We start from the raw sequence: 25,177 nt of genomic DNA on the forward strand, positions 1-25,177 counted from the left end.
CAAGGGATCAGGCACGAACGGGGACGGCGATTTCAGGGCGAACACCCAGGGTATGGCAAATCGCATAACTCATTTCTGCACGGTTCAGGGTGTAGAAGTGGAAATCCTTCACACCTTCGCGGCTGAGGATTTTCACCATGTCCATCGCGATGTTGGCACCGACCATTTTGCGGGTCTCGGCATCGTCATCCAGCCCTTCAAACATGCTGTTCATCCAGTGCGGCACTCGGACGTTAGTCATGGTCGCAAAGCGGGTCAGCTGTTTGAAGTTAGAGACAGGCAGGATGCCCGGCACGATTTCCACGTCAATGCCCTGACCGGCGCAGCGGTCGCGAAAACGCAGGTAGCTTTCCACGTCGAAGAAAAACTGGGTGATGGCGCGGTTGGCACCGGCATCTATTTTACGCTTCAGGTTGATGAGATCCGCCTGTGCGCTTTTTGCTTCAGGGTGAACTTCCGGGTAAGCCGCGACAGAGATATCAAAATCGCCGACTTCTTTTAGAAGGTGAACCAGATCGGTGGCGTACATTTCCGGCTTGCCGCTGCCCGCAGGTAAATCGCCGCGCAGTGCCACGATGTGACGGATGCCGCTCTGCCAGTAATCCTGTGCAATCTGGCGCAGTTCATCGCGGTTAGCGTCAATACAGGTCAGGTGCGGGGCTGCTTCCAGACCGGTACGCTCTTTAATGCCTTTGATGATGCTGTGCGTGCGGTCGCGCTCGCCGGAGTTTGCGCCGTAGGTGACGGAAACAAACTTAGGTTTGAGGCTGCTCAGACGGTCGATAGAGCTCCACAACGTATCTTCCATCTCGCTGGTACGCGGCGGGAAAAACTCGAAAGAGACGTTAATCTGACCCTGCAATTCTGCCAGGTTTTGATTCAGCGCTTCGCGCTGGTTTGCGTGGAAAAAGCTCATATAACACTACCTCATAGATCACTGCGTTTTCATTATGATTTTTTATGATGAACGTCTGGACGTCTAAACGTATAGATAGAAAATGACGGAAAGCGGGCAAGGTGTCAACGTGAAAATGATTTCGGGGGATGATTAATCTTCACGCAATCTGAAAGAATTTCATTTTGGTGAAATTTTGCTGCGGGGAATAAGCGCCTTCCCCTCATAAGCCGGGGAAGGCGCAAAGAATTAAAGCAATTGCGTCAGGCGGTTAAGGTCGGACTGTAACGCGCCAGCGGTGACATCGCGCCCGGCACCCGGACCGCGAATGACCAGCGGGTTATCGCGGTACCAGCGGCTTTCGATGGCAAAGACGTTGTCGCACGGCAACAAAGACGCCAGAGGATGGTCTTCACGCACCGCTTCGACGCCGACACGCGCTTTACCATTGGCATCGAAACGCGCCACGTAGCGCAGCACCAGCCCCATTTCCCGGGCCGCTTCGAGACGCTGCAACATTTGCTGATTCAGCGCCTCGCCGTCTTCAAAGAACTGATCGACAGAGCCGGTGGTACAAGCTGGCGGCACCAGTGATTCCACACGAACCTGCGTCGGCTCGATATCATAACCCGCCTCGCGCGCCAGAATAACCAGCTTGCGCATGACGTCCTGACCCGATAAATCGTCGCGCGGATCAGGCTCTGTCAGCCCCTGCTGCCACGCCAGATCCACCAACTCGGTGAACGGCAGCGTGCCGTCGAATTGCAGGAACAGCCAGGATAACGTGCCGGAGAAAATCCCGCTGATCGCCAGAATGCTGTCGCCGCTTTCGCGTAAATCACGCACGGTATGGTTCACCGGTAAACCCGCGCCAACGGTGGCGTTGTAAAGCCAGTGGCTGTCGGTTTTGGAGAAGGCATCGCGGATCTGACGGTATTTATTGCTGTCAGATGCGCCCGCCAGTTTGTTGGCGCTGATCACGTGGAACCCGTAGCTGGCGAAATCCAGATACTGATCGGCCAGTTCGGCGCTCGCGGTCACATCCAGCACCACCAGATCGTCGTAAGGATGCGCACGCATCCACAGGAACAGCGACTCTTCATCGTGCGCCTGAGATTCGTCATCAAAGAAGGCCAGCGCCCGGCTGGCGTCCAGCCCTTCGTAATTGAGCAGGCTGCGTTTGCTGTCGACTACGCCGGCCAGTACAAACTCAAAGCCGCTGCGGGCAGAAATGTTCTTTTGCTCGCGGGCAAATAATTCCAGCCAGCGCGAACCGATATTCCCTTTACCAAACAGCATCAGGCCGATTTGTTTTTCAGCGCGGAACAGCGTTTTGTGCAGCCCCTGAATCAGGTGCGCCGTCGGGCCAATGCGCAGAACCGCGACCAGGCTGATCCCGTCCTCGGCTTGCCAGATGAATTCAACCGGCTGATCTTTCATTTCCTGATAGAAACGGTGGCTGTGCAGCGGGTTTTTACACACGCCCGCACCGACCAGCGCCACCAGCGCCAGCCCTTCACGCAGCGTCAGACGCCCCGGCAGTGCCGCTTCTTCCAACACCTGCAATGCGCTGCCCGCCACTTCGGAGGTGTAGCAAAGTTGCAGCAGATTGCGGTCAGGATGAACGCCGGTGCACAGCGGTTTGACCTGCGCACGCTTGAGCAACAGTTCGACGTCTTTCTGCGCCAGGCCGAAATCATGACCGGACGGGATCGCCACTTCAATCAGGCAAATATCATCGTGACTGGTGACAATCTTCGCGCCGGTACCGGACGCCAGCACGCGCTCAATGCGCGTCGAGCCCTGCTCCGGCTGATAGCTGCAACGCAGCTGTAAATCGATGTCGCTGCCGGAGACCGGCTGCAAAGTGCGGGTGTGGAGAACGGGAGCGGCCAGACGCGCCAGTTCACTGGCTTCATCCAGACGCAACAACGGCAGTAAACAGGCATCTTTCACTTTACGCGGGTCAGCGCTGTACACACCGGCAACGTCGCTCCAGATTGTTACGCGGCTGGCATCAGCCAGTGCGCCAATCTGGGTGGCGGAATAGTCGCTGCCGTTACGGCCAAGCAGCACGGTTTCACCCGCGTCATTGCGCGAGATAAAGCCGGTCACCACCAGATATTGCTGAGGATGTTGCGCGAGCAGCTGTTGCAGCAGCGGATAAGAACGGCCTTCATCCACCTGTGGCTGCGCGGCGCGTTCGGCGCGCAGGAATTCGCGGGCATCCAGCCAGGCAGCCGGAAGCTCCAGCTTGCACAGCACCGCCGACATCAGGCGGGCGGACCAGATTTCGCCGTGCCCGACCACTTCCGCATAAATCGCGTCGGTTACCTTGCCGTCGAGCAGCACGGCCAGACGTTCGAGATCGTGAATAAAGGAAGCAATAAGCGGCTCAGCCATTTCCGGCGGTAGCAGACCGGAAATCAAATCACTCTGATAGCGGCGCAGTGTCTGCTGGACCTGATGCGCGGAAATCCTGTCAGTCTGGCTCAGTTTCAACCAGCTGATCAGCTGGTTCGTCGTGCTGCCCGCCGCCGACACGACCATCATGTCGCCCGGTTTGGCGTACTCGGACATAATGCCTGCGACGCGCAGATAACATTTCACGTCGGCCAGACTGCTACCACCAAATTTGTGCAACTGCCGGCTTCCCGCCGGTGCTGCGACCGCTATTGCATTCATACTTACCTCGTTGCCACTGACTGGAATGCGTGTTCCAGATCAGCAATCAAATCTTCACTGTCTTCAAGACCTACAGAAATACGGAGCAAGCTGTCAGAAATCCCGGCGGCTTTACGCGCCTCAGGCGCCATACCGGCATGCGTCATGGTGGCGGTATGAGAAATCAGGCTTTCGACACCTCCCAAGGATTCTGCGAGGGTAAATAACTTCAATTCTTTCAGGAAATGGCGCAGCTGCGCTTCATCACCGTTAAATTCAAAACTGATCATGGCGCCAAAGCCACGTTGCTGACGGCGGGCAATTTCATGCCCCTGGTTTTCCGGCAGCGACGGATGATACAGCTTTTTGACCTGCGATTGCTGCTGTAAATAAGCAACAATCGCCAGTGCATTTTCCTGCTGCTGTTTCACGCGAACCGTTAACGTGCGCAGACCACGCAGCAACAGATAGCTGTCAAAGGCGGCGGCGGTGACGCCGATGTTGTTTGCCCACCAGGCCAGTTCCGTCGCATGTTCAGCGGTCTTAGATATTACCGTACCGGCGACCACATCAGAATGGCCGTTAAGATATTTAGTACAAGAATGAACAACTAAATCCGCGCCGAGCTGTAACGGGTTTTGCAACGCCGGGCTGAGGAAGGTGTTATCAACCACCGTCAGCGCCCCCGCTTCATGAGAAGCCGCACAAATCGCCTGAATATCCACAACGCGCAGCAGCGGATTGCTTGGGGTTTCGATCAACACCAGCGCCGGTTTTTCCTTCAGCGCCTCGGCCAGCGCCTGCGGATCACCCTGATCGACAAAGCGCACGCGATACGCGCCGCGCTTGCTCAGGCTGTCGAACAAGCGGTAGCTGCCGCCATAACAGTCGTGCGGAGCCAGCAGTAAATCGCCAGGTTTCAGAAAGACCGTACACACCAGATGAATCGCAGACATGCCACTGCTGGTCAGTACCGCCCCCGCGCCGCCTTCCAGATCCGCCAGTGCGCGCTGAGCGATATCACGCGTCGGGTTTCCGCGACGTGAATAATCGTGGGCTCTTGGCTGATTGAAGTCTTCAAAGTTGTAGGTGCTGGAAAGCGCGATTGGCGGAACTACACAACCATATTGCTGATCATTGTTCAGGCCACTGCCCACGGCAATGGTGGCTTGCTTGTGCGTCATAGTCTTTTCTTCCTGCGATATGCGAAGGGTGAGGTGATAAAGAGTAACGCCCGGATTTATAGACGTCAATACATCTGGACATCTAAACTTCTTTGCGTATAGATTGAGCAACGGCGCAATACCCGCTAAAATTATGGCGTTATGAGAATGTCTGGCCGATCGCGGACGCACAGGCCACTGAATACAACCCGGCGTCAGGCGACAAAATGAACAATGCCCCGGGGTAAATCGTGAGATAACCCTGTTAAATACGGACATTTACTTAGTGAGAACAGTGAAAATCGGGCATAATCGCCGGGTTTTCAGAATTTTATTTTTTGATAAATTTAAGGTGTCCCATGGCTGAGTGGAACGGCGAATATGTCAGCCCTTACGCTGAACACGGTAAGAAAAGCGAACAAGTTAAGAAAATCACGGTATCCATTCCGCTGAAAGTCCTCAAAATTCTCACCGATGAACGCACCCGTCGTCAGGTCAACAACCTGCGTCATGCGACCAACAGTGAATTATTGTGTGAGGCTTTCCTGCATGCCTTTACCGGTCAGCCTTTGCCGAATGACGAAGACCTGCGTAAAGAACGCAGTGACGAAATCCCGGAAGCGGCGAAGATCCTGATGCGTGAATTGGGTGTGGATCCTGATACCTGGGAATATTGATTAACTGAGTACCGCTGAAAATCCCGTGCGGACGATTGTGCGGGTTTCAGTGTATCGGATGATTAACGCAGGGTTTCATCGGGAAGATTTGTCTGGCGGGAAGTGGAACGACAGGCAACAAAAAAGGCGCCATCGGCGCCTTTTTTTGCTCTCAAGCCAGCAATATTATTTGCTGCTTGGCACGCTGAAACGCTTGTTAAAGCGGTCAACACGGCCACCGGTAGCGACTTCACGTTGCTTACCAGTATAGAACGGGTGGCATTCGCCACAAACGTCCAGGTTCAGGTCGTGACCCACTGTGGAGTGAGTTTTGATAACATTACCGCATGAGCAGTTTGCAGTAATTTCTACGTATTTAGGGTGAATACCTTGTTTCATGGGAAAACCTCTTCTTAAGGCCGCGTCGCTATCCAACCCTGTTCCGTCAGACACCACGCGTAGTGGATGATAGGCTTTAGTACGAAATGCACTAAAGGCGGCGAATCATACAGAATCTCTGATAACCGCGCAATGATGTTCATGCATTTCGAAGGACACAGTGTACACTATCTCGTCATTTTTTCAAAGTCTGGACCCCCGATGCCTGTTGCCCACGTTGCTTTACCTGTTCCGCTTGCCCGTACTTTCGATTATTTACTGCCGCCCGGAATGCAGGTGACGCAGGGTTGTCGGGTCAGTGTGCCTTTTGGTAAACGCGACGCGATTGGCATTGTGACGAAGATCAGTGACTCCAGCGAATTCGGCCTGGAGAAGCTGAAACCCGTACGCGACGTGCTCGACCGCTCCAGCCTTTTTACTCCCGATTTATGGCGCATCCTGTTCTGGGCCGCCGACTATTACCATTTCCCGATTGGCGAAGTGCTGTTCCACGCGCTGCCGGTGTTGCTGCGTCAGGGAAAACCCGCCGAACTGACGCCGCTTTGGCAATGGTTCGCCACCGAGCAGGGGCGCGCAACGCCGCTTGATTCGCTTAAGCGTGCCCCCAAACAGCAGCAGGCGATGGCCGCGCTGATGCAAAAACCGGTCTACCGCCATCAGGTCGCCAGTCTCGATCTCACCGATACCGCTTTACAGGCGCTGCGGGCGAAAGGGCTGACGGATTTACGCAGCATCGCGCCCGATGCCGCAGACTGGCGCAAAGATTTTTCGGTGGTCGGCGAGCGTTTACGTCTGAATACTGAACAGGCTACCGCTGTCGGCGCGATCCGCAGTGAAGATCAGCAATTCTCCGCCTGGCTGCTGGCAGGTGTGACCGGTTCGGGCAAGACAGAAGTGTATCTCAGCGTGCTGGAGAACATTCTCGAACAGGGACGGCAGGCGCTGGTGATGGTGCCGGAAATCGGCCTGACGCCGCAGACTATCGCCCGCTTTCGCGAACGTTTTAGTGCACCAGTGGATGTCCTGCATTCCGGCCTCAATGACAGTGAACGTCTCGCCGTCTGGCTGCGCGCCCGCAACGGCGAAGCGGGTATTGTGATCGGCACGCGTTCTTCGCTGTTTACGCCGTTTGCCCGTCTTGGCGTGATCATCATCGATGAAGAACACGACAGTTCTTATAAGCAGCAGGAAGGCTGGCGCTATCACGCCCGCGATCTGGCGGTGTACCGCGCTCACGCCGAAAACATTCCGATTATCATGGGCTCTGCGACGCCCGCGCTGGAAACGCTGCATAACGTTGAGCTGGGGAAATATCGCCAGCTGAAGCTGACCAAACGCGCCGGTAACGCTAAGCTCGCCAGACAGAATTTGCTCGACCTGAAAGGGTTACAACTGAAAGTCGGGCTGTCGCAGCCGCTGATCCAGAAAATGCATGAGCATCTGAAAGCCGATAATCAGGTCATGCTGTTCCTCAATCGCCGTGGCTACGCGCCTGCCCTGCTGTGCCATGAGTGCGGTTGGATCGCCGAATGCCAGCGCTGCGACCACTATTACACGATTCATCAGAACCAGCGTCAGTTGCGCTGCCACCACTGCGACAGCCAGCGCGCGGTGCCACATCAGTGTCCGCACTGTGGCTCGACGCAGTTGGTTTCCGTTGGCGTCGGCACAGAACAGCTGGAAAACGAACTCGCGCCGCTGTTCCCGGATACGCCGATTACCCGTATCGACCGCGATACCACCAGCCGTAAGGGCTCGCTGGAACTGCATCTGAACGAAATCCACCGTGGCGGCGCACGTATTCTTATCGGCACGCAAATGCTGGCGAAAGGTCATCACTTCCCGGATGTCACGCTGGTGTCGTTACTGGACGTCGATGGCGCGCTGTTCTCGGCGGATTTCCGCTCGGCAGAACGCTTTGCCCAACTGTATACCCAGGTGTCAGGCCGTGCAGGACGAGCCGGTAAACAGGGCGAAGTGGTGCTGCAAACCCATCATCCTGAACATCCGCTGTTACAGGTTTTGCTGCAAAAAGGTTATGACGAATTTGCCAGGCAGACGCTTGCCGAGCGTAAAAGCGTATTTTTACCGCCTTACACCAGCCATATTTTGATCCGCTCTGAAGATCACGATAATCAGCAAGCCCCGCTGTTTCTCCAGCAGTTACGTAATCTGCTGGAATCCAGCCCGCTCAAAGATGACTCGCTGTGGATTTTAGGGCCGGTTCCCGCACTCGCGGCTAAACGCAACGGACGCTTCCGCTGGCAGCTGTTATTGCAGCATCCGTCCCGTCGCGTTTTACAGCAGTTGATCAAGAGTTCTCAGCCGCTTATCGCCAGCCTGCCGCAGGCCAGAAAGGTGAAATGGACGCTGGATGTCGATCCCATCGACAGCTAATCCACATAAAAGCGTGGGATTTCTGCGTGATGGATCTAAAAAAAGCATCTGCGTCACACTTTTCATGCAAATTAGGTAACAAATCCTACTCACATTCTGTTTAGAATGTGATGAGCTACACAGCACGCAGGCGTAGCAGGTAAGGAAGGTTGATGTTGTCGTGTCCGTTTGATGCAGTTGCAAGGAGAGATGCGTTGGAGCACAAGAAAGAATTACCCGCCGCGACAATGAAAGATGTGGCTGAACAGGCAGGCGTTTCAACAGCAACGGTATCCCGCGCGTTAATGAATCCGGAAAAAGTCTCCGCTTCCACCCGTCAGAAAGTGGATCAGGCGGTCATGGCCGTGGGCTATTCGCCTCATGCCATGTCACGCAATTTAAAACGCAACGAATCCCGCACGATTCTGGTGATCGTCCCGGATATCTGCGATCCGTTTTTCGCCGATCTGATCCAGGGGATCGAGCATACGGCGGCGAAAAGTGGCTATCTGGTGCTGATCGGCGATTGTGCTCATCAGAACCAGCAGGAAAAAACCTTCATCAATCTGATCATCACCAAACAAATTGACGGCATGCTTCTGCTCGGCTCCGATTTACCGTTCGACGCCAGCAAAGAAGAACAGCGTAATCTGCCGCCAATGGTGATGGCCAACGAATTTGCGCCGGAACTTGAGCTGCCGACCGTTCATATCGACAACCTGACCGCCGCCTTTGAAGCCGTGCATTATTTGCTTAAGCTCGGGCATCAGCGTATTGCCTGCATTGCCGGCCCGAAACACATGCCGCTGTGCCAGTATCGTTCTCAGGGCTACGTTCAGGCGCTGCGCCGTAACGGCATCAGCGTCGAAAGCGCGCTCACCGTGCATGGTGATTTTAGCTATGAATCAGGCGCACAGGCGGTTATTGAGCTGATGTCTCTGCCGACGCCGCCGACGGCGATTTTCTGCCATAACGACGTGATGGCGATTGGCGCGATGTTCCAGGCGAAGAAAATGGGTCTGAAGATTCCGAAAGATCTGTCGATTGTCGGCTTCGATGACATCAAAGCCAGTCAGTTCACCGACCCTCCGCTGACCACCGTGGCGCAGCCTCGATTCCAGCTTGGTCGTCAGGCCATGTTATTATTACTTGAACAGTTACAAGGGAATCCGGGAGAAAACGGTTCACTGCTGCTCGACAGCGAGCTCATCGTTCGTGAAAGTACAGCGGCACCCAAAGCGTGAGTTGTTTTTTTATCCAATCATGAAGTTTTAATTTCAGTAAATGTTCAGGGTTAAGTAACATGACGCACTTATTCTTAAATCATCACGACACAGCGAAACGATAGTGGCACAGAAAGACTATGTAAGCCGTGGGCGCTCAGGAGCGCGGCGGAAAAGTACCAGCCGGAGTAAAAAACGCAATTCCACAACGATCTCCAAAACCATGGTGGTGTTAGCCGTTGCGGTGCTGGTGGTGTTTGTCGGTGGCCTCTATTTTATTGCTCACAATAAGCACGAAGAAGCGGTCGTTGTGCCAACCCACCCTGTTCGTCCGGGTAACGGCTTGCCGCCTAAACCGGAAGAACGTTGGCGCTATATTAAAGAACTGGAAAACCGTCAGATGGGCGTCACCACGCCGACAGAACCGACGGCGGGCGGCCAGGTAGAATCTAAAACTCAGCTGACGCCGGAACAACGTCAGTTGCTTGAGCAGATGCAGGCCGATATGCGCCAGACGCCAACACAGCTGTCTGAAGTGCCGTATAACGATCCTAATCAGGCTACGCGTACTGCGCCAGCTCAGCGTCAGGTCCAGCAGCAACAGCAGCCGACTTATACGCAGCAGCCGGTGCAGACCCAGCCGCGTCAGGTCCAGCAGCAGCCAACGTACACGCCGCAAACCCAGCCGGTACGGGCGCCGCAGGCTCAGGTTCAGACACAACCGGTACAGCCGAAACCAAAACCTGTGCCGAAAGAAACCGTGAAAGAGCAGCCGAAGGAACAACCTAAAACCCAGCAGCCTGCCGCCATCACGCAGGTTGCGCCAGAGAAACCGAAAGAGCAGGAAAAAACCCAGCGCTTTATGGTTCAGTGCGGTTCCTTCCACGGTACCGAGCAGGCGGAATCCCAGCGCGCCAAGCTGGCCTTCGAAGGTTTTGAAGGCCGGATCACCACCGGCGGTGGCTGGAATCGCGTCGTGATCGGCCCGTATAACAATCGTTCCGGTGCCGACAGCACCTTAGCCCGCCTGAAGAACGCAGGCATCTCCGGTTGCATTCCCCTCGCAACCGGGGGTTGAAAACCCGTAATCCTTCCCCAATCTATACTTTCAATATGCCTCGTAAGCTTGTGAGACACACAGTGTGTCCCACAAGCCTGCGGGGATCTTTCCCGTCTGCAACGAGGAACCGCTCGTGACAACAATTGTAAGTGTACGCCGCAACGGCAAGGTCGTTATCGGTGGTGATGGTCAGGCCACATTGGGAAATACCGTCATGAAGGGCAACGTCAAAAAAGTACGTCGCCTGTATAACGATAAAGTGATCGCAGGCTTTGCCGGCGGTACTGCTGATGCCTTCACGCTGTTTGAGCTGTTCGAACGCAAATTGGAAATGCATCAGGGTCATCTGGTGAAAGCCGCTGTGGAACTGGCGAAAGACTGGCGTACAGACCGCATGCTGCGCCGTCTGGAAGCGCTGCTGGCAGTTGCCGATGAAAATGCCTCGCTGATTATCAGCGGCAACGGTGACGTTATTCAGCCTGAAAATGATCTGATCGCGATTGGTTCCGGTGGCCCTTATGCGCAGGCTGCTGCCCGTGCGCTGCTGGAAAATTCCGAACTGGGCGCGCGTGACATTGTCGAGAAATCGCTAAGCATCGCCGGTGATATCTGCATTTACACCAACCAATTCCACACCATCGAAGAATTGTCTTCTAAAGCGTAAGGATCGAAAATTATGTCTGAGATGACCCCGCGCGAGATTGTCAGCGAACTAGACAGCTACATCATTGGTCAGGATAAGGCGAAACGCGCCGTGGCCATTGCGTTGCGTAACCGCTGGCGCCGCATGCAGCTCGACGAAGTGCTGCGCCATGAAGTCACCCCGAAAAACATTCTGATGATCGGTCCAACCGGTGTGGGTAAAACCGAAATCGCCCGCCGTCTGGCAAAACTGGCGAACGCGCCGTTCATTAAAGTCGAAGCGACCAAATTCACAGAAGTCGGTTACGTCGGGAAAGAAGTGGATTCTATTATCCGCGATCTGACCGATTCCGCCGTGAAAATGATCCGTCTGCAATCCATCGATAAAAACCGTTATCGCGCCGAAGAACTGGCCGAAGAGCGCATTCTCGATGTGCTGATCCCGCCGGCTAAAAACAACTGGGGCCAGCCGGAAGAAGCGCAGGAACCCTCTGCCGCGCGCCAGAACTTCCGTAAGAAACTGCGTGAAGGCCAACTTGACGACAAAGAAATCGAAATCAGTCTGGCCTCCGGACAGATGGGCGTTGAAATCATGTCCCCTCCGGGCATGGAAGAAATGACCAACCAGCTGCAGTCCATGTTCCAGAACATGGCCGGGCAGAAACAGAAACCGCGCAAACTAAAAATCAAAGAAGCCTACAAGCTGCTGATTGAAGAAGAAGCGGCAAAACTGGTTAACCCGGAAGACCTGAAAGAACAGGCGATTGAAGCCGTTGAGCAGCACGGGATCGTGTTCATCGATGAGATCGACAAAATCTGTAAACGCGGCGGACAGAGTTCTGGCCCTGACGTTTCCCGCGAAGGTGTTCAGCGCGATCTGCTGCCGCTGGTGGAAGGCTGTACGGTGTCCACCAAGCACGGCATGGTGAAAACGGATCACATTCTGTTTATTGCCTCCGGCGCTTTCCAGACGGCAAGTCCGTCCGATTTAATCCCAGAGTTGCAGGGTCGTTTACCGATCCGTGTGGAACTGCAGGCACTGTCGACGGAAGACTTCGAACGCATCCTGACCGAGCCAAGTGCTTCCCTGACTCATCAGTACAAAGCACTGATGGCGACCGAAGGTGTGACGATTGATTTTACCGCTGACGGTATCCGCCGTATCGCTGAAGCGGCATGGCAGGTAAACGAAACCACCGAGAACATTGGTGCGCGTCGTTTGCATACCGTTCTGGAGCGTCTGATGGAAGATATCTCTTACGACGCCAGCGAAAGCAACGGTATTTCCATAAACATTGATGCAGATTATGTTAGAAGCCACCTTGATCAGCTGGTAGCTGATGAAGATCTGAGCCGTTTTATCTTATAATTTGCTCATACGTTCCGAAAGTGATCTTCAGGGAGGCGTTTGCCTCCCTGTTTTTTTTTAGATTTCGGACTGACTTGTTCACCTGAGCGAATCCACTATGAGCACTATGACTCCCTGCACTCCGACGACGCCCACCCGCGCCTGGCTCGAAAGCCTGCGTCCCAAAACGCTGCCATTGGCTTTTGCCTCCATCGTCATGGGTTCTGCCATTGCCAGCCTGCAAGGCGTTTTCCATCCGCTGACTGCCCTGCTGGCGTTGCTCACCGCCGGGTGTTTGCAAATCCTGTCGAATCTGGCCAATGATTATGGCGATGCCGAAAAAGGCAGCGATACGCCGGATCGCGTCGGGCCGTTGCGCGGAATGCAAAAAGGGATGATTACGGCCGCACAGATGAAACGCGCCATTATGCTGACTATCGCGCTGACCATTGTTTGCGGCATCGCGCTTATTGCCGTGGCGTGTCATAAGCCGAGCGACGTGGTCGGTTTCCTGATCCTCGGTTTACTGTCGATTGGCGCGGCGATCACCTACACCGTCGGCACCCGCCCTTACGGTTATATGGGGCTCGGGGATATTTCGGTACTGATTTTCTTCGGCTGGATTAGCGTAGCGGGGACATTCTATTTGCAGGCCGGTCATTTCGACTGGATAGTCATGTTACCGGCGACGGCGACCGGTTTGCTGGCGACCGCGGTGCTTAACATCAACAATTTGCGCGATATCGAAACCGACAGTGCCAACGGCAAAAATACGCTGGCTGTGCGCCTCGGGCCGGTAAACGCCCGCCGTTATCACGCCACCATTCTCAGTGCAGCTGCGCTGTGTCTGGCGATATTCTCCGCCGTTCATCTGCACCACTGGACCGGCTGGCTGTTCCTTCTGGCACTGCCGATGCTGGCGGTTCACATCAAACGCGTAAATCATGCCAAAACGTCGCTGGAAGTGCGCCCTCTGCTGGAGCACATGGTAAAAGCCGCGTTACTGACTAACGTCTTGTTTGCAGCCGGTCTGTTACTCAATTGATGGAAAGTGGCCGGGCGTGCGCTAATCGCGCTGCTTTTCACATTTAACAATTGATGATTTTGCCAACATCCGCTGTAAAGGGATATACTGAACACTCATGCAGCAACCAGATGAAATCCTATGAAATACGATACTTCCGAACTTTGCGATATCTACCATGAAGAAGTGAATGTTGTCGAACCCCTGTTCTCCAACTTTGGTGGACGTACTTCATTTGGCGGGCAAATCACGACAGTGAAGTGTTTCGAAGACAATGGCTTGCTTTATGACCTGCTGGAAGAGAATGGCCGTGGCCGTGTGCTGGTGGTCGATGGTGGGGGATCTGTTCGTCGTGCGTTGCTCGATGCCGGTCTGGCACGTCAGGCACTGCAAAACGAATGGGAAGGCATTTTGATTTACGGTGCGGTTCGTCAGGTGGACGATTTGGAAGAGCTCGATATTGGCATCCAGGCGATGGCAGCGATTCCGGCTGGCGCAGGCAGTGAAGGGATCGGCGAAAGCGACATTCGTGTCAATTTCGGCGGCGTGACCTTCTTCTCCGGTGACCATCTGTATGCCGATAACACCGGTATCATCCTTTCAGAAGACCCGCTCGATATCGAATAACCTTCGCTTTCAGCAACAAAAAAGGACGCCCTGGCGTCCTTTTTTATGCTTATACATCAAGCACTGCGGCGGAAGTCCTCAGACTTCTTCCATTTTTCCCAACAGCGCACGCAGACGATCCTGCCACACGTGTTGTTCTTCTTTCAGTTGCGCATTTTCACGCACCAGCGACTCGTGATTACCACTCGCCTGCTGAACTTCATGAGACAGACTGTTGTTCTGCTCTTTCAGTTCTTCGATTTCCATCTGCAACAGAGTAATGGTATCGATCGCTTGCTGAACTTTAGCTTCTAGTTTCTCAAATACTTCAAATGACATTTTTCGGTCCCCTTATGTTCGCAAGGCGCACATCTTATGTTCTGCCGCATCGTCCGGACACGGCTCAAAAATTCCTGCACTCCATCGATTTTTATAACAAATTCAAACCAGAAAAACGTCTGAACCCTTCAAAACCGGCGGGTGTCTTAACGGTTGATTGTATGTAGCCAGCCTTGCCCTGTCTAGCAAGAACCCCTCTCTGCACGCAGTCTGTTGCAATTTTATCGGGCTGGGTATCAGGAAATGCTTAAAAAGCAGAGGCACTCACCAGAAATGTCACGGAATACCGAATACCCTGAGCGCCGCCCTGACATGCGTGTTCAGGGAAAATACCTTCGCTAAGATACTACGGCGTGGACTTTTCGCCGGTCAGCATGACCTTTGAACACGCGAAATCGCTCATTTTTATGACACAACACACAAAATTTGATTTCGCTATTTCTCGTTTATGCTCGTTAACGATAAATTCACATTACGTTCTCATTTAGTGATGAACGGCAAAATCCGATTACGTTCACGTACGCATAACAGAAAAACTATAACTAACCATTAACATCATCCTTAGCAGGATCCAACTATGAGCCAAACCATGAGTTCCACATTAAAAGGTCAGTGCATCGCTGAGTTTCTGGGTACCGGGCTTATCATTTTCTTTGGTGCGGGTTGTGTCGCAGCAATGAAACTGGCCGGTGCTACCTTTGGCCAGTGGGAAATTAGCATCATCTGGGGTCTGGGTGTGGCAATGGCCATCTACCTGACCGCCGCTATCTCAGGCGCCCACCTGAATCCGGCGGTGACCGTCGCGCTTTGTTTGTTTGCAAACTTTGAAGGACGCAAAGTTCTGCCTTACATCGTGGCGCAGGTCGCCGGTGCCTTCTGCGCTGCTGCGCTGGTCTACGGTCTCTATTACAACTTGTTCTTCGATTTCGAGCAAAGCCACAACATGGTGCGCGGCAGTGTCGAAAGTCTGGATCTGGCCGGTATCTTCTCGACCTATCCAAACCCACACATCAGCGTGTTGCAGGCCTTCCTGGTTGAAACCGTGATCACCGCCATTCTGATGGCCCTGATCCTCGGCCTGACCGACGACGGCAATGGTATTCCACGCGGCCCGCTGGCTCCGTTACTGATCGGTATTCTGATCGCGGTAATCGGTGCCTCCATGGGGCCCCTCACCGGCTTCGCACTGAACCCGGCGCGTGACTTCGGCCCGAAAGTGTTCGCTTACTTCGCAGGCTGGGGCAAAGTGGCCTTCACCGGCGCACGTGATATCCCTTACTTCCTGGTACCGATTTTTGGCCCGCTGCTCGGCGCTTCTCTGGGTGCCATCGCGTATAAATCGCTGATTGGCCGCCATCTGCCACATCAGATCAATGATATTGCAGAAGAAAAAGCACCTCAGCCATCCAAACAGCGTAAAGCCTGATCGGCTAAACTGTTCCAAAGCTTACTTATTCGCAGGATGAAAATTATGTCAGCAGATACGACTCACGAAAAAAAATACATCGTCGCGCTCGACCAGGGTACGACCAGCTCACGCGCCGTAGTTCTGGATCATGATGCCAACATCGTCAGCGTCTCACAGCGCGAATTCACCCAGATCTACCCAAAATCCGGCTGGGTAGAACACGACCCGATGGAAATCTGGTCATCGCAAAGCTCGGTATTGGTAGAAGTGCTGGCGAAAGCCGACATCAATTCAGATCAGATCGCCGGTATCGGTATTACTAACCAGCGTGAAACCACCATCGTGTGGGAAAAAGAAACCGGCAAGCCGATTTACAACGCGATTGTGTGGCAATGCCGCCGTACTGCTGACATCTGTGAAAAGCTGAAGAAAGACGGGATGGAAGAGTACATCCGTCACAACACCGGCCTGGTGGTTGACCCCTACTTCTCCGGTACCAAACTGAAATGGATCCTCGACCACGTTGAGGGCTCCCGTGAACGCGCTGCCCGCGGCGAGTTGCTGTTCGGCACCGTTGACACCTGGCTGGTATGGAAAATGACTCAGGGACGCGTTCATGTTACCGATTACACCAACGCCTCTCGTACCATGATGTTCAACATCCACAATCTGGAATGGGATGAACGCATGCTGGAAGTGCTGGATATCCCGCGCGCCATGCTGCCGGAAGTCCGTCCTTCATCAGAAATTTACGGCCAGACCAACATTGGTGGTAAAGGCGGTACGCGTATTCCGATCGCCGGTATCGCTGGTGACCAGCAGGCCGCGCTGTATGGCCAGCTGTGCGTTCAACCGGGTATGGCGAAAAATACCTACGGCACCGGCTGCTTCCTGCTGATGAACACCGGTACAGAAGCCGTGACGTCGAAAAATGGCCTGCTGACCACCATCGCCTGCGGTCCGCGTGGCGAAGTGAACTATGCGCTGGAAGGTGCGGTCTTCGTCGGCGGTGCTTCCATCCAGTGGCTGCGCGACGAGCTGAAACTGATCAGCGATGCGACAGACTCCGAATATTTCGCCAGCAAAGTGAAAGACACCAACGGCGTTTACGTGGTGCCAGCCTTCACCGGCCTCGGCGCGCCTTACTGGGATCCGTATGCCCGTGGTGCGATCTTCGGCCTGAGCCGTGGCGCGAACAGCAACCACATCATCCGTGCAACGCTGGAATCCATCGCTTACCAGACTCGCGACGTACTTGATGCGATGCAGGCTGATTCAGGCACCCGCCTGCAATCTCTGCGCGTGGATGGCGGCGCGGTTGCCAACAACTTCCTGATGCAGTTCCAGTCAGACATTCTTGGCACACGCGTTGAGCGCCCTGCCGTCCTGGAAGTCACCGCGTTGGGTTCAGCCTTCCTCGCCGGTCTGGCCGTCGGTTTCTGGAACGATCTGGACGAAGTGCGCAGCAAAGCGACCATCGAACGTGAATTCCGCCCAAGCATTGAAACGACAGAACGTAATGTGCGATACAAAGGCTGGCAGAAAGCCGTTGCCCGCGTGCGCTCATGGGAAGATCACGACGAGTAATCGCCGGGTTTCACTGCAAAAATCCTTCTCTAAAACTCCCCGTCGGGGAGTTTTTTTATGCCTCTTTCCCATTGTGCTAAAATCCCCGCACAGATGAGCCTTTGCCTCACCGACCTCTTTTTTCTTTCTACAGGCTTTCCAATGAAACGTGAATTAGCAATCGAGTTCTCCCGTGTGACCGAAGCGGCTGCGCTTGCCGGTTATAAGTGGCTTGGCCGTGGCGACAAAAACCTCGCCGACAACGCCGCCGTTCAGGCGATGCGCATCATGCTCAACAACGTCGATATCGATGGCACCATCGTGATTGGCGAAGGGGAAATTGATGAAGCGCCAATGCTGTATATCGGCGAAAAAGTGGGAACCGGCAACGGCGATGCGGTGGATATCGCGGTCGATCCGATTGAAGGCACGCGCATGACGGCGATGGGCCAGTCCAACGCACTGGCAGTGCTGGCGGTCGGCGATCAGGGCTCATTCCTCAACGCGCCGGACATGTACATGGAAAAAATCGCCGTCGGTCCGGGCGCCAGAGGCGCGATTAATCTGGATCTGACGCTGGCGGAAAATCTGTCGAACATTGCCAGCGCGCTGAACAAACCGCTGACCGAACTGACCGTCGCCGTACTGGCAAAACCGCGTCACGATGAAGCGATCCGTGAAATGCTCGCCGCCGGTGTACGCGTGTTTGCTTTCCCGGATGGCGATGTCGCCGCAACCATTCTGACCTGTATGCCGGAGAGTGAAGTCGATGTGTTGTACGGCATCGGCGGCGCACCGGAAGGCGTGATTTCAGCCGCGGTGATCCGTGCGCTTGACGGCGACATGCAGGGCCGTTTACTGGCGCGCCATGACGTGAAAGGCGATACACCTGAAAATCGCCGCATGGGCGAAGAAGAGTTAACGCGCTGTAAAGCGATGGGCATCGAAGCCGGCAAAGTGCTTAAGCTCGATGATATGGCGCGCAACGATAACGTTATCTTCTCGGCAACCGGCATCACCAAGGGCGATTTGCTGGAAGGCATCAGCCGTCAGGGCAATATGGCGACCACCGAAACCCTGCTGATCCGTGGTAAATCCCGCACCATCCGCCGTATCCGTTCGACGCATTATCTCGACCGCAAAGACGCTGCGCTGCACGAATTTATTATCTGATCCGACGCCAGAAAAACAAAAAGCAGAGCGACTGGCTCTGCTTTTTTTTGGCCTGAAAAGTGGATTACACAGTATGTCCCTGCTCTTGCTGACGGTTGGACATCGGCCACCAGCACAGCAAAATCAGTAGCGACATCGCAAACATCAGCAGGCCAAGACTGAACTGACCGGTTTGCGGCAACATCGCCGACATCCACGCCACCAGCCCCGATCCCATATTCTGCAATCCGCCCACCAGCGCACCCGCCGCACCCGCGAGATACGGGAAAGGCTCCATCGCACCCGTCGTCGCCAGCGGGAATAGCATCCCGGCGCCGAAGAAGAACAAAGAGGCCGGAACGATCAGCGTCCAGATGTTCATGATACCCAGCCAGCCGGGGATCCACATGGCCAGCCCTGCCAGCAAACAGCTGATGACAGAATGCCACATCAGTTGCTGGAAGCTTTTCTCCGAACGGCCAGCGTACCAGGCACCGAAAAATGCCGCCGGGATCGGCAGGATAAACAGAATGCTGACCATCAGCCCGCTCAGGCCAAGCACGCCGCCCATCAGCACGCCGCAGCTCGCCTCAAACACCGCCACACCGGCCAGTGCGCCTACCAGCATTACCAGATAACGACTGAAGTTGCCGTCAGCCAGCAGCAGACGCAGGCTGCTCAACATTTTGCGTGGCTGATGATCGGCGGTGAATGCCGGGCGCGTTTCCGGCAGCCAGCGATACATTGAAAACGCCACACCGGCACACAGGATCAGCAGAAAACCAAAACTGGCGCGCCAGCCTAACCATGCCGAGAGCGCGCCACCAATCACCGGTGCCATCAGCGGGCTGACCAGAATGCCCATATTCAGCAGGCTGTTGGCATGGCGTAATGCGCCGCCGCTGTATAGATCGCGCGGCATAGTTCGCGCCATCACGCCCGCCACGCCGGTGCCCATTCCCTGCACGGCGCTGGCGACAATCAACATGTTCAGACTCGAGGACATCATCGCGCCAGCCGCACCGAGCATAAAAATCATCAACCCGGTCAGGATCACAGGCCTGCGACCAATATTGTCAGATAACGGCCCATATACCAGCTGCGAAGCGCCGTAGGTTATCAGATACGCCGCCATCACCCGCTGTACCGCCCCCGGTTTAACCGACAAGCTGGTCGCCATATCCGCGATGTTCGGCACGTAAATGGTTTGGGCCATTTGCCCGACGGCCACCAGCAAAATCAACATCACTAACAGGTGAATGTTTTCCAGATTTTTCATTTTTCAGTTCATTATCAAATGGAGTTGGGAAAGAGCAGAACAAATAACCGCTAATTCGAGCGTGTTACGGCGGCGCATAAGTTAACAAATTAAGATGAATAAGCGAGGGTTACGGCCAACTCTCCTGTGCCCCCGCTGGCAGCGGCAGGAACCAGTGGTGTAACGCAAAGTGTACGGAATTCGACAGGGCATAACGGGCGAGGAACAGGTTGATAACATTTAACCGATAAGGGATCGAAAAAAATTGAAATAAAATCAGCACATACATTCGGTAATCAAAAAAGACGGGAGTTTTTATGGCTGACTGGGTCACGGGAAAAGTCACAAAAGTTGAGCACTGGACGGACAATTTGTTCAGCATTACGGTCAATGCGCCAGCCGATCCTTTCACCGCAGGTCAGTTTGCAAAACTCTCGTTAGAAATCGGCGGCGAGCGCGTTCAGCGCGCCTATTCCTATGTGAATCCGCCATCCAGCAGCGATTTGGAGTTCTACCTGGTGAACGTGCCGGAGGGAAAACTCAGCCCCCATCTGCACGTAATGCAGCCCGGTGATGAAATTCAGGTCACGAAAGAGGCCGCAGGTTTCTTCGTGATCGATGAAGTGCCAGAGTGCGACCAGCTTTGGATGCTGGCGACCGGTACCGCAATCGGGCCTTATTTATCGATTTTGCAGGAAGGCAAAGGACTGGAGCGCTTCAAAAATATCGTTCTGGTACACGCCGCACGCTTCGCTGCCGATCTCAGTTATCTGCCCCTGATGCAGGCACTTCAGCGCCGCTATGAGGGAAAACTGCACATCCAGACGGTGGTCAGCCGCGAAGAAATCTCTGGCTCACTGACCGGGCGTGTACCTGCGCTGATCGAGAACGGCACGCTCGAAGAAGCGGTCGGCCTGAAAATGCTCGCTGACGACAGCCACGTGATGCTGTGCGGCAATCCGCAGATGGTACGCGATACCCAGCAGGTGCTGAAAGACACCCGGGGTATGCGCAAACATCTCAAACGTAAACCGGGGCACATGACCAGCGAGCATTACTGGTAAGTCCCTATTTAAACCGGACCTCGTCCGGTTCCGGGCCAAAGCGATTTGTGCCAGGTGTACCGACAAACGCGCCGCAGTCGATAATCAGCAGAATAAAGATAACCGACGGCACCAGCCGGCCTAATACCCAGCTCCACGTCTGCGGCATCGCCGCGGCCCAGTTACCGGCGACCAACATCCAGGCCAGTACAAACAACAGCGCCCACCACGCCGATTTATTGCGGTCATGTAACCTTTTCACCAGCACAGCGGCGGTCGGCCAGAGTAAAACGACCAGCGCAAATCCGGCGGACTGATAAGTTATCCATTCCTGCGCAGCAAAGAAGAAATCAGCCGCCATCAGGACAAGCCAGCTAACCATCCAGAGCCAAAAATCCCGGCGGCCCATCCGGCCATTAAAAGAAAACAGTGCGTGCTGTAACGTCATTGACAGTCAGTTCCATAGAAGACAATGGGAGTAAAATGATAAACCGGAGCGAGTGTAACCCAGCGATCGTCGCCGTGAGAATGTTTACGGTCTCCTTTTGACATTACCCCCCGATCCCCGCTTTAATCGGACTATTCAGAGACGGTAAGAAAAAACTTATGAATGCTGCAAAAATCCTTTTATCTTTGGCACTCCCGGCATTGCTGATGCTCGCAGGCTCAAAGATGGCCTTCGCCGAGCCGCCGGTCGATCACTCCGGCACGGAAGAAATGCCAAAAGCCCCTTATCTGCTCGCCGGTGCGCCCACCTTTGAAACGACGCTTGTTAACTTTCGCGCAAAATATAATGAAGCCAATCCGACTCAACAGATTGGCGAATTCCGCTCCATCAATGAAAAAGCGGCCAACAGCCCGCTGACCCGCGCGGCCAGCAAGATTAATGAAAATCTCTACGCCTCCACCGCGCTGGAAAAAGGCACCGGCAAAATCAAAACGCTGCAAATAACCTATCTGCCGATTCAGGGAGCAGAGGAAAAAGCCGCACGCACCCTGGCAATAAGCTACATGGCGAATCTCATGCGCCAGTTTGATGCCACCCTAACGACCGAACAAAGCGTGGCGAAAGTGGCTTCGCTTATCCAAAAAGGAAAAGGGCAGCAGTATTATCAGCAGGAGGTCGGTGCTGTGCGTTTTGTCGTTTCAGATAATGGCGAAAAAGGGCTGACGTTTGCCGTTGAGCCGGTCAAGCTGGCACTGGCTGAGCCATGAGATGACGGTATTTAATGACAAAAAGCAAAGCCTTTGCCTTCAATGATCTCTATACTGTTGGACAGGTAATCTGCTTGTTTGGCAGAAATTTTAATCGACACTCGCGTCCCCTTTTGGAGGAAAAAACATGCGACATCCATTAGTGATGGGTAACTGGAAGCTTAACGGTAGCACCCACATGGTTAACGAACTGATTGCTGCTCTGCGTACTGAACTGAGCACGGTCGAAGGTTGTGGCGTTGCGATTGCTCCACCAGAAGTTTACCTGTCACAGGCTAAACACGCTCTGGCTGGCAGCCGTATCGCGCTGGGTGCTCAGAACGTTGACGCTAACCTGTCCGGCGCATTCACCGGTGAAATCTCTGCCGACATGCTGAAAGATATTGGTGCGAAATACATCATCATCGGTCACTCAGAACGTCGCACTTATCACAAAGAAAGCGATGAATTTATCGCGAAGAAATTCGGCGTGCTGAAAGATGCTGGCCTGATCCCGGTTCTGTGCATCGGTGAAACCGAAGCAGAAAATGAAGCGGGTCAGACTGAAGCCGTTTGCGCTAAGCAGCTGGACGCCGTACTGAACACCCTGGGCGCGAAAGCGTTCGAAGGTGCAGTTATCGCTTACGAACCTGTCTGGGCGATCGGTACCGGCAAATCAGCTACCCCTGCGCAGGCTCAGGCCGTTCACAAATTCATCCGTGACCACGTGGCAAAACAAGACGCTGCGATTGCTGAACAAGTGATCATCCAGTACGGCGGCTCTGTTAACGCAGCTAACGCGGCAGAACTGTTCACTCAGCCAGACATCGATGGTGCTCTGGTTGGCGGCGCATCACTGAAAGCTGATGCTTTCGCAGTGATCGTGAAAGCGGCAGCCGAAGCTAAAAAAGCGTAAGTCTGTTTCTTCTGCGCACAAAAAACCCCGGCATGCCGGGGTTTTTTATTGCCTGAATATTTAAACTCAGCGCATCAGCGTTTGGAGATTTGGTCGAAAATCCCGTCAGTCGCGAAGTGTTCTTTCTGCGCCTGTGCCCATGTACCTGCCACCTGATCAATCGTGAACAGTTTCAGTTTAGGGAATTCTGACGCGAATTTTTTCTCTACTTCCGCATCACGTGGACGATAATAGTTTTCTGCCGCGATGGTCTGGCCTTCCGGTGAATACAGGTATTTCAGGTAAGCATCCGCCACGGTGCGTGTATCACGCTTATCAACCACTTTATCCACCACAGAAACCGTTGGCTCAGCCAGAATTGACTCGCTTGGCGTCACAATTTCAAACTTGTCTTTACCCACTTCTTTGGTGGCCAGCAGGGCTTCGTTTTCCCACGCAATCAGCACATCGCCGATACCACGCTCAACGAAGGTGTTAGTCGCGCCACGCGCACCGGAATCCAGCACTTCGACGTTTTTGTATAACGCTTTCACAAAGTCCTGCGCTTTGGCTTTGTCATTATTGTTGTGATGCAGTGCGTAACCCCAAGCAGCCAGATAGTTCCAGCGCGCGCCGCCTGATGTTTTAGGGTTCGGCGTAATCACGGATACACCCGGTTTGATCAAATCATTCCAGTCATGAATTTGTTTCGGGTTGCCTTTACGTACCAGGAACACGATGGTCGAGGTGTATGGCGCAGAGTTGTCCGGCAGACGGGTGATCCAGTTTTTATCGATACGGCCACGTTCTGCAATAGCATCTACGTCATAAGCCAGCGCCAGCGTCACCACGTCGGCTTCAATACCATTGATAACGGACGTTGCCTGCTTGCCTGAACCGCCGTGCGACTGACGTACAGTCACAGTATCGCCGGTTTTGCCTTGCCAGTATTTGCTGAAGGCTTTGTTGTATTGTTCATAGAATTCGCGGGTTGGATCGTACGACACGTTCAGAATCTGAATGTCTTTGGCAATCGCCCCTGTTGCTACCAGCAGTAATGCCAGGCCTGCACCCCATTTACGCATCGCACTCTCTCCCGAAGATAGTTTCTATGGATTTCATTTGTTTGATCTGATGAAGAGAGCGTGCCAGAGAAAAAGAAAACGAATAAAGAATAAAAGGTTTTCTACTATTACTTTATGGAATAACCAAAAAAAAGACTAAAAAAAACCTCCGGTTAAGGAGGCTCTTTGACTCGGGCAATTTGCTGTTTTAGAACAGTTTTTTAGCAGTATTGTACCAGTCTTCTTTAAATTTGCTTTTCTTGTTCTCTGGCGCGATACACACGGAGATTAATTCATGCACCATTTTTTCGTTTTCAACACCGACGCAGAAACCGCCCTGAGAATAATCACGACCTTCCTCAAGGAGCAGATCGACCGCATAAGCACCCATGCGGGAAGCTAAGATACGGTCGTAAGCGACTGGCGCACCGCCACGCTGGATGTGACCCAATACGGTACCACGGGTTTCACGACAGGTTTCTTTCTCGATGTATTTAGCCAACTCATCGATATCATCTAACTTTTCAGTGATGGCGACGATAGCGTGCTTTTTACCTTTCGCGATACCGGCTTTGATTTCAGCAACCAGATCATCACGTTTAAATTCGACTTCAGGGATAGCGATAAATTCGCAACCACCTGCGATGGCAGCAGCCAGAGTCAGGTCACCGCAATAACGGCCCATGACTTCAACGATAGAGATGCGCTGGTGTGATGAAGAAGTGTCACGCAGACGGTCAATGGCTTCAACCACGGTGCCCAGTGCAGTGAAGAAACCGATGGTGTAGTCGGTACCGGCCACGTCGTTATCAATAGTGCCCGGCAGGCCGATACAGCGAATGCCGCCTTCTTTGGTCAGCAGGTCCGCGCCGGCGTAGGAGCCGTCACCACCAATCACCACCAGACCATCAATGCCGCGATCTTTCATATTCTGCAAAGCAATTTTACGCATGCCCGGATCGCGGAATTCAGGGAAACGTGCTGAACCCAGGAAAGTACCGCCGCGGTTGATCATGTCTGACACGCTGTAGCGGTCAAGTTTTCTCATGCGGTTTTCATACATGCCGAGGTAGCCATCTTCGATACCGTAAACTTCCAAATCTGCTGATAAAGCCGCACGCACAACGCCACGGATCGCAGCATTCATGCCTGGGGCATCGCCACCGCTTGTCAGTACACCAATTTTTTTGATCATGACTACC

Annotated in this window: 23 protein-coding genes; 14 read left to right on the top strand and 9 right to left on the bottom strand. The window is 53.9% G+C overall.

All coding sequences use genetic code 11. From position 1 onward, the window contains the following. Positions 1–7 precede the first annotated feature (7 nt). The 3 genes from metF to metB form a co-directional block, all read right to left on the bottom strand. Positions 8–916, bottom strand: coding sequence for a methylenetetrahydrofolate reductase (metF, locus tag I2123_RS01130; protein WP_112168911.1), 909 nt, complete (start codon positions 914–916; stop codon positions 8–10). Positions 917–1,144: 228 nt separating this feature from the next. After that, positions 1,145–3,580 (bottom strand): bifunctional aspartate kinase/homoserine dehydrogenase II, encoded by a 2,436-nt coding sequence (locus I2123_RS01135; RefSeq protein WP_213051611.1) that lies wholly within the window; start codon positions 3,578–3,580, stop codon positions 1,145–1,147. 2 nt (positions 3,581–3,582) lie between these two features. Continuing rightward, positions 3,583–4,743, bottom strand: coding sequence for a cystathionine gamma-synthase (gene metB, locus I2123_RS01140; protein ID WP_112168909.1), 1,161 nt, complete (start codon positions 4,741–4,743; stop codon positions 3,583–3,585). Between the two features lie 338 nt (positions 4,744–5,081). Here metB and metJ point away from each other — a divergent pair, with 338 nt between their 5' ends. Further along, entirely contained in the window at positions 5,082–5,399 is a 318-nt protein-coding gene (metJ, locus tag I2123_RS01145; RefSeq protein ID WP_004392248.1) for a met regulon transcriptional regulator MetJ, read from the top strand. Positions 5,400–5,564: 165 nt separating this feature from the next. Here metJ and rpmE read toward each other — a convergent pair whose 3' ends face one another. After that, positions 5,565–5,777, bottom strand: a complete 213-nt coding sequence (rpmE, locus tag I2123_RS01150; RefSeq protein WP_112168908.1) for a 50S ribosomal protein L31 — start codon at positions 5,775–5,777, stop codon at positions 5,565–5,567. A gap of 201 nt (positions 5,778–5,978) precedes the next feature. Between rpmE and priA the strand changes: the two genes are divergently transcribed. From priA to rraA, 7 genes are all read left to right on the top strand, one after another. Next, positions 5,979–8,174, top strand: coding sequence for a primosomal protein N' (priA, locus tag I2123_RS01155; RefSeq protein ID WP_112168907.1), 2,196 nt, complete (start codon positions 5,979–5,981; stop codon positions 8,172–8,174). A gap of 194 nt (positions 8,175–8,368) precedes the next feature. Continuing rightward, on the top strand, positions 8,369–9,397 hold the full coding sequence (gene cytR / locus I2123_RS01160; RefSeq protein ID WP_213052449.1) for a DNA-binding transcriptional regulator CytR: 1,029 nt from the start codon (positions 8,369–8,371) through the stop codon (positions 9,395–9,397). A 103-nt stretch (positions 9,398–9,500) separates the two neighbouring features. Beyond that, positions 9,501–10,454, top strand: a complete 954-nt coding sequence (gene ftsN, locus I2123_RS01165) for a cell division protein FtsN (RefSeq protein ID WP_112168905.1) — start codon at positions 9,501–9,503, stop codon at positions 10,452–10,454. Between the two features lie 115 nt (positions 10,455–10,569). After that, complete coding sequence (hslV, locus tag I2123_RS01170) at positions 10,570–11,100, top strand: ATP-dependent protease subunit HslV (protein ID WP_056774599.1); 531 nt, start codon at positions 10,570–10,572, stop codon at positions 11,098–11,100. A gap of 12 nt (positions 11,101–11,112) precedes the next feature. Beyond that, the gene (hslU, locus tag I2123_RS01175) at positions 11,113–12,447 is read left to right on the top strand and encodes an HslU--HslV peptidase ATPase subunit (protein WP_112168904.1); all 1,335 of its coding nucleotides are present in this window, start codon (positions 11,113–11,115) and stop codon (positions 12,445–12,447) included. Positions 12,448–12,544: 97 nt separating this feature from the next. Continuing rightward, positions 12,545–13,471 (top strand): 1,4-dihydroxy-2-naphthoate polyprenyltransferase, encoded by a 927-nt coding sequence (locus tag I2123_RS01180; RefSeq protein ID WP_213051612.1) that lies wholly within the window; start codon positions 12,545–12,547, stop codon positions 13,469–13,471. Between the two features lie 120 nt (positions 13,472–13,591). Beyond that, positions 13,592–14,077: a ribonuclease E activity regulator RraA gene (gene rraA / locus I2123_RS01185; protein ID WP_112168902.1), complete on the top strand. Its 486-nt coding sequence runs from the start codon at positions 13,592–13,594 to the stop codon at positions 14,075–14,077. A gap of 78 nt (positions 14,078–14,155) precedes the next feature. Here the strand turns inward: rraA and zapB are convergent, their stop codons facing one another. Further along, positions 14,156–14,395 carry a septal ring assembly protein ZapB gene (gene zapB / locus I2123_RS01190; RefSeq protein WP_112168901.1) on the bottom strand — a complete coding sequence of 80 codons (240 nt, stop codon included), beginning with the start codon at positions 14,393–14,395 and terminating at the stop codon, positions 14,156–14,158. A 577-nt stretch (positions 14,396–14,972) separates the two neighbouring features. On the opposite strand from zapB, the gene I2123_RS01195 reads away from it, so the two are divergent. The 3 genes from I2123_RS01195 to glpX all read left to right on the top strand — a co-directional run bounded on the left by I2123_RS01195 (position 14,973) and on the right by glpX (position 18,542). After that, on the top strand, positions 14,973–15,821 hold the full coding sequence (locus I2123_RS01195) for an MIP/aquaporin family protein (protein ID WP_112168900.1): 849 nt from the start codon (positions 14,973–14,975) through the stop codon (positions 15,819–15,821). Between the two features lie 45 nt (positions 15,822–15,866). Beyond that, a complete protein-coding gene (gene glpK / locus I2123_RS01200; RefSeq protein WP_056774575.1) occupies positions 15,867–17,390 on the top strand; it encodes a glycerol kinase GlpK in 1,524 nt (507 codons plus the stop codon). 141 nt (positions 17,391–17,531) lie between these two features. After that, positions 17,532–18,542: a class II fructose-bisphosphatase gene (glpX, locus tag I2123_RS01205; RefSeq protein ID WP_112168899.1), complete on the top strand. Its 1,011-nt coding sequence runs from the start codon at positions 17,532–17,534 to the stop codon at positions 18,540–18,542. A gap of 64 nt (positions 18,543–18,606) precedes the next feature. On the opposite strand, the gene emrD is transcribed toward glpX, so the two are convergent. Next, on the bottom strand, positions 18,607–19,800 hold the full coding sequence (gene emrD / locus I2123_RS01210) for a multidrug efflux MFS transporter EmrD (RefSeq protein WP_213051613.1): 1,194 nt from the start codon (positions 19,798–19,800) through the stop codon (positions 18,607–18,609). Between the two features lie 296 nt (positions 19,801–20,096). Between emrD and fpr the strand changes: the two genes are divergently transcribed. After that, positions 20,097–20,843, top strand: a complete 747-nt coding sequence (fpr, locus tag I2123_RS01215; RefSeq protein WP_213051614.1) for a ferredoxin--NADP(+) reductase — start codon at positions 20,097–20,099, stop codon at positions 20,841–20,843. Between the two features lie 4 nt (positions 20,844–20,847). Here the strand turns inward: fpr and I2123_RS01220 are convergent, their stop codons facing one another. Continuing rightward, on the bottom strand, positions 20,848–21,270 hold the full coding sequence (locus tag I2123_RS01220) for a DUF805 domain-containing protein (RefSeq protein WP_112168896.1): 423 nt from the start codon (positions 21,268–21,270) through the stop codon (positions 20,848–20,850). Positions 21,271–21,428: 158 nt separating this feature from the next. Here I2123_RS01220 and I2123_RS01225 point away from each other — a divergent pair, with 158 nt between their 5' ends. Then, the gene (locus tag I2123_RS01225) at positions 21,429–22,037 is read left to right on the top strand and encodes a DUF1454 family protein (protein WP_213051615.1); all 609 of its coding nucleotides are present in this window, start codon (positions 21,429–21,431) and stop codon (positions 22,035–22,037) included. 127 nt (positions 22,038–22,164) lie between these two features. Further along, the gene (gene tpiA, locus I2123_RS01230; protein ID WP_112168894.1) at positions 22,165–22,932 is read left to right on the top strand and encodes a triose-phosphate isomerase; all 768 of its coding nucleotides are present in this window, start codon (positions 22,165–22,167) and stop codon (positions 22,930–22,932) included. Positions 22,933–23,006: 74 nt separating this feature from the next. Here tpiA and I2123_RS01235 read toward each other — a convergent pair whose 3' ends face one another. Next, on the bottom strand, positions 23,007–23,996 hold the full coding sequence (locus I2123_RS01235; RefSeq protein WP_120078316.1) for a sulfate ABC transporter substrate-binding protein: 990 nt from the start codon (positions 23,994–23,996) through the stop codon (positions 23,007–23,009). A 187-nt stretch (positions 23,997–24,183) separates the two neighbouring features. After that, entirely contained in the window at positions 24,184–25,170 is a 987-nt protein-coding gene (pfkA, locus tag I2123_RS01240; RefSeq protein ID WP_112165112.1) for a 6-phosphofructokinase, read from the bottom strand. Positions 25,171–25,177 lie beyond the last annotated feature (7 nt).

Source organism: Rahnella inusitata, from assembly GCF_018288855.1.
In the GTDB taxonomy this organism is placed as follows: domain Bacteria; phylum Pseudomonadota; class Gammaproteobacteria; order Enterobacterales; family Enterobacteriaceae; genus Rahnella; species Rahnella inusitata.

What these genes read in the sequence shown, in the direction of transcription:
- metF (WP_112168911.1), bottom strand. Translation starts at nt 916, where the DNA reads ATGAGCTTTTTCCACGCAAACCAGCGCGAAGCGCTGAATCAAAACCTG.
- I2123_RS01135 (WP_213051611.1), bottom strand. Translation starts at nt 3,580, where the DNA reads ATGAATGCAATAGCGGTCGCAGCACCGGCGGGAAGCCGGCAGTTGCAC.
- metB (WP_112168909.1), bottom strand. Translation starts at nt 4,743, where the DNA reads ATGACGCACAAGCAAGCCACCATTGCCGTGGGCAGTGGCCTGAACAAT.
- metJ (WP_004392248.1), top strand. Translation starts at nt 5,082, where the DNA reads ATGGCTGAGTGGAACGGCGAATATGTCAGCCCTTACGCTGAACACGGT.
- rpmE (WP_112168908.1), bottom strand. Translation starts at nt 5,777, where the DNA reads ATGAAACAAGGTATTCACCCTAAATACGTAGAAATTACTGCAAACTGC.
- priA (WP_112168907.1), top strand. Translation starts at nt 5,979, where the DNA reads ATGCCTGTTGCCCACGTTGCTTTACCTGTTCCGCTTGCCCGTACTTTC.
- hslU (WP_112168904.1), top strand. Translation starts at nt 11,113, where the DNA reads ATGTCTGAGATGACCCCGCGCGAGATTGTCAGCGAACTAGACAGCTAC.
- I2123_RS01180 (WP_213051612.1), top strand. Translation starts at nt 12,545, where the DNA reads ATGAGCACTATGACTCCCTGCACTCCGACGACGCCCACCCGCGCCTGG.
- rraA (WP_112168902.1), top strand. Translation starts at nt 13,592, where the DNA reads ATGAAATACGATACTTCCGAACTTTGCGATATCTACCATGAAGAAGTG.
- zapB (WP_112168901.1), bottom strand. Translation starts at nt 14,395, where the DNA reads ATGTCATTTGAAGTATTTGAGAAACTAGAAGCTAAAGTTCAGCAAGCG.
- I2123_RS01195 (WP_112168900.1), top strand. Translation starts at nt 14,973, where the DNA reads ATGAGCCAAACCATGAGTTCCACATTAAAAGGTCAGTGCATCGCTGAG.
- glpK (WP_056774575.1), top strand. Translation starts at nt 15,867, where the DNA reads ATGTCAGCAGATACGACTCACGAAAAAAAATACATCGTCGCGCTCGAC.
- glpX (WP_112168899.1), top strand. Translation starts at nt 17,532, where the DNA reads ATGAAACGTGAATTAGCAATCGAGTTCTCCCGTGTGACCGAAGCGGCT.
- emrD (WP_213051613.1), bottom strand. Translation starts at nt 19,800, where the DNA reads ATGAAAAATCTGGAAAACATTCACCTGTTAGTGATGTTGATTTTGCTG.
- fpr (WP_213051614.1), top strand. Translation starts at nt 20,097, where the DNA reads ATGGCTGACTGGGTCACGGGAAAAGTCACAAAAGTTGAGCACTGGACG.
- I2123_RS01220 (WP_112168896.1), bottom strand. Translation starts at nt 21,270, where the DNA reads ATGACGTTACAGCACGCACTGTTTTCTTTTAATGGCCGGATGGGCCGC.
- I2123_RS01225 (WP_213051615.1), top strand. Translation starts at nt 21,429, where the DNA reads ATGAATGCTGCAAAAATCCTTTTATCTTTGGCACTCCCGGCATTGCTG.
- tpiA (WP_112168894.1), top strand. Translation starts at nt 22,165, where the DNA reads ATGCGACATCCATTAGTGATGGGTAACTGGAAGCTTAACGGTAGCACC.
- I2123_RS01235 (WP_120078316.1), bottom strand. Translation starts at nt 23,996, where the DNA reads ATGCGTAAATGGGGTGCAGGCCTGGCATTACTGCTGGTAGCAACAGGG.
- pfkA (WP_112165112.1), bottom strand. Translation starts at nt 25,170, where the DNA reads ATGATCAAAAAAATTGGTGTACTGACAAGCGGTGGCGATGCCCCAGGC.